The organism is Burkholderia sp. LMG 13014 (assembly GCF_905232215.1).
Taxonomy (GTDB): Bacteria; Pseudomonadota; Gammaproteobacteria; order Burkholderiales; family Burkholderiaceae; genus Burkholderia.
The window spans coordinates 1-3,700 of the sequence record NZ_CAJNKE010000571.1; the positions used below are offsets into that span (position 1 = coordinate 1).

Consider the following 3,700-nt stretch of genomic DNA (forward strand, 5'->3'; position numbering starts at 1 on the left):
CACGGTAAGCGTGTCGCCGCAAGGCACCGTCACCGAGGTTCGGCAAACCGTCGTCAAGTTCGACGAACCGATGGTCGCGTTCGGCTCGGCCTCCGCGCCGAATCCCGCGCGCGTCACCTGCAACGATTCCACGGCCGCGCGCGGCCAGGGTCACTGGCTCGACGACAAGACCTGGGTTTACGATTTCGAAAACGACCTGCCGCCCGGCGTGCGCTGCGCGGTCGCGCTCAACGACACGTTGCGCTCGGTCGCCGGCAATGCGGCCAGCGGCCCGCGCCGCTTCACGTTTCAGACGGGCGGCCCGTTCCCGGTGAACGTCCGCCCCGGCTCGCGCGAGATCGAGGAACGGCAGATGTTCGTGCTGAAGCTGAACGGTCCGGCCGAACCGCGCTCGGCACTCGCGAACATCTGGTGCGAAGCGGCCGGCATCGGCAACCGCATTCCCGTCACGGCCGCCGACGACGATGCGCGCAACGCACTGCTCGATCACTTCGGGCTGAAGAAGGATGCCGCGCGCGTGCTGACGCTGTCGTGCGCGCAGGCACTGCCGGCGAGCGCGAAGATGCAGCTCGTGTATGGCAAGGGCGTCACGAGCCCGAGCGGCATCCCGAACGAAACGGAACGGCGCTTCGATTTCACGGTGCGCGCACCGTTCGCCGCGAGCTTCTCGTGCGAACGCGAGAACGCAAAGGCACCCTGCACACCGCTGCGCCCGCTCACGCTGTCGTTCAACGCGCCGATCTCGCGCAAGAACGCCGAGGCAATCAAGGTGCGCGGCCCTGACGGTTCGCTGTCACCGACCTTCGCGGCTGACGACAAGAGCGAGGAAGTCACCACCGTCACGTTCAACCCGCCGCTGCCCGAACAGGCTGCCCTGACGATCGAAATGCCGTCGGGCCTGCGCGACGTGACCGACCGCTCGCTGTCCAACGCCGACCTGTTCCCGCTCGCGACACGCACCGCACCGATGCCGCCGCTCGCGAAGTTCTCGTCGGGCACCTTCGGGATCGTCGAGCGCTTCGCCGAACCCGATACGCCCGCGCTCGTGCCCGTCACGCTGCGCAACGTCGAGGCCGACCTGCATATCGACGGCCTCAACACCCAGGGCGCGCAGTTCTCGAACCTGAAGGTCGACGACGACACCGCGATTCGTCAGTGGATGCGCACGGTCGACCGCTTCGACAACTGGTCGATGACGGCCGGTTCGATCGACAACCAGATTCCCGGCCTGCTCGAACGCAAGGGCCAGCATCCTGTTTACGTGCCGCGCGAAGCCGGCGAAAAGGCGCCCGCGCCGAAGGATCGCCGCATCGACGTGCGCTCGCTGACGCTGCTCAAGGGCCAGCCCGGCGTGCAGGCGCTGACGCTGCCGAAGGCGGACCCGAAGGCACTGCGCCCGTTCGAAGTCGTCGGCGTGCCGATCGACAAGCCCGGTTTCTACGTGCTCGAACTCGCGTCGCCCGCGCTCGGCCGCTCGCTGCTCGCAAAGCCGTCGAGCATGTACGTGCGCACCACGGTGCTCGTCACCAACCTCGGCGTGCACCTGAAACAGGGCCGCGAGAACAACCTCGTGTGGGTCACGACGCTCGACAAGGGCAAGCCGGTGCCGAATGCGCAGATCCGCGTGTCGGACTGCAACGGCGACGAGATCGCGTCAGGCAAGACCGACGCGCAGGGCCTGCTGAAGATCGACGGCGCGTTCGAATCGAAGCGCGCCTGCAGTTCGTCCGATTCGGAGCAACGCTTCGACGACTACTTCGTGTCGGCCCGCGTGAACGATCCGAAGACGGGCCCCGACATGGCGTTCGTCAGCTCGGGCTGGAACCGCGGGATCGAATCGTGGCGCTTCAACGTGCCGACCGACACCGACAGCGCGCGGACCGTGCGCGCGCATACGGTATTCGACCGCACGCTGCTGCGCGCGGGCGAAACCGTGTCGATGAAGCATTTCATCCGTGCCGAAACGCTGCAAAGCCTCGCGTTCCCGTCGCAATACCCGACGCGCGTGACGATCCGCCATCTCGGCACCGGTCAGACCTACAAGCTGCCGCTCACGTGGGCGGCCGACCACAGCGCGGACACGCAATTCACGCTGCCGGCCGCCGCGAAGCTCGGCGAATACAGCGTCGAACTCGAAGGCGGCCCGGAAGACGCGCCGACCGCCACCTATTACAGCGGCAGCTTCCGCGTCGAGGCGTTCCGCCTGCCGGTGCTGAAAGGATCGATCGGCGCGCGCGACGCGCAGAAGAGCCCGCTCGTCGCCGTGAAGGAAGCGCCGCTCGCGGTGCAGATCGACTACGTGTCGGGCGGCGGCGCATCGAACCTGCCGGTGCAGGTGTCGGCGCTGATGAAGTGGGCGTCGCCGCCGTTCGCGGATCGCTTCGAGGATTTCAGCTTCACGCCGTATCGCGCCGACAAGAGCGACGGCAATGCCGACGACGATTCGCAGGACGGCGACAACGCATCGGCATCGAACAACGATCCCGACGCGACGAAGCTGATCGCCGACAAGCTGCCGCTGACGCTCGACCGCAACGGTGCGGGCTCGGTCACGCTGAAGGGCCTGCCCGACGTCGATGCACCGAAGCGCATCGCGCTCGAAGCGACGTTCGCCGACCCGAACGGCGAAGTGCAAACGATTCGCGGCGACACGATCCTGTGGCCGGCCGCGGTGGTGGCCGGCATCAAGGCGGGCCGCTGGGTATCGGTCGGCCAGCATGTGCCCGTGCAGGCCCTGGCGGTCGACCTGCAAGGCAAGCCGCGCGCGTCGGTGCCGATCGAGATCAAGGGCGTCGCGCACATCACGACGTCGTCGCGCAAGCGGATGGTCGGCGGCTTCTATGCGTACGACAACAAGAGCGACACGCGCGACCTCGGCGTGCTGTGCTCGGGCAAGACCGACGACAAGGGCCGCATGGCCTGCGACGCAACACTCGAACAGGCCGGCAACGTGCAGCTGATCGCGGTGGCCAAGGACGGCGACGGCCGCACGTCGAACGCATCGACGTCGGTGTGGGTCACGCGCGAGGACGAGCTCTGGTTCGGCGGCGACAACACCGACCGGATCGACGTGATCCCGGAGAAAACCTCGTACGAACCCGGCGAAACCGCCCGCTTCCAGGTGCGCATGCCGTTCCGCTACGCGACCGCGCTGGTCGCGGTCGAACGCGGCGGCGTGATGGAAACGCACATCGTCGAGCTGAACGGCAAGAACCCGACGGTCGACCTGAAGGTCGGCGAATCGTGGGGGCCGAACGTCTACGTGTCGGTACTCGCGCTGCGCGGCCGGATTCGCGAAGTGCCGTGGTACTCGTTCTTCACGTGGGGCTGGAAGGCACCGGTCGAATGGGCACGCGCATTCTGGCGCGAGGGCCGTCACTATGAAGCGCCGACCGCGTTCGTCGACCTGTCGAAGCCGGCATTCCGCTATGGCCTCGGCGAGATCAAGGTCGGCACGGGCGTGCACCGCCTCGGCGTGACCGTGACGACCGATGCGACGCGCTACACGGTGCGCAGCAAGGCGCAGGCGCACGTGAAGGTCACGCTGCCGAACGGCCAGCCCGCGCCGGCCGGCACGCAGATCGCGGTCGCGGCCGTCGACGAGGCACTGCTCGAACTGATGCCGAACAACAGCTGGGACCTGCTCGACGCGATGCTGCGACGACGCGCGTACGGCGTCGAGACGGCCACCGCGCAGATG

1 protein-coding gene is annotated in these 3,700 nt (G+C 67.6%); it reads left to right on the forward strand.

Annotation, left to right across the window (positions count from 1 at the left end; genetic code table 11):
• Positions 1–3,700: MG2 domain-containing protein (locus JYJ84_RS31045; RefSeq protein ID WP_240201928.1), on the forward strand; the 3,700-nt coding region annotated here is incomplete at both ends.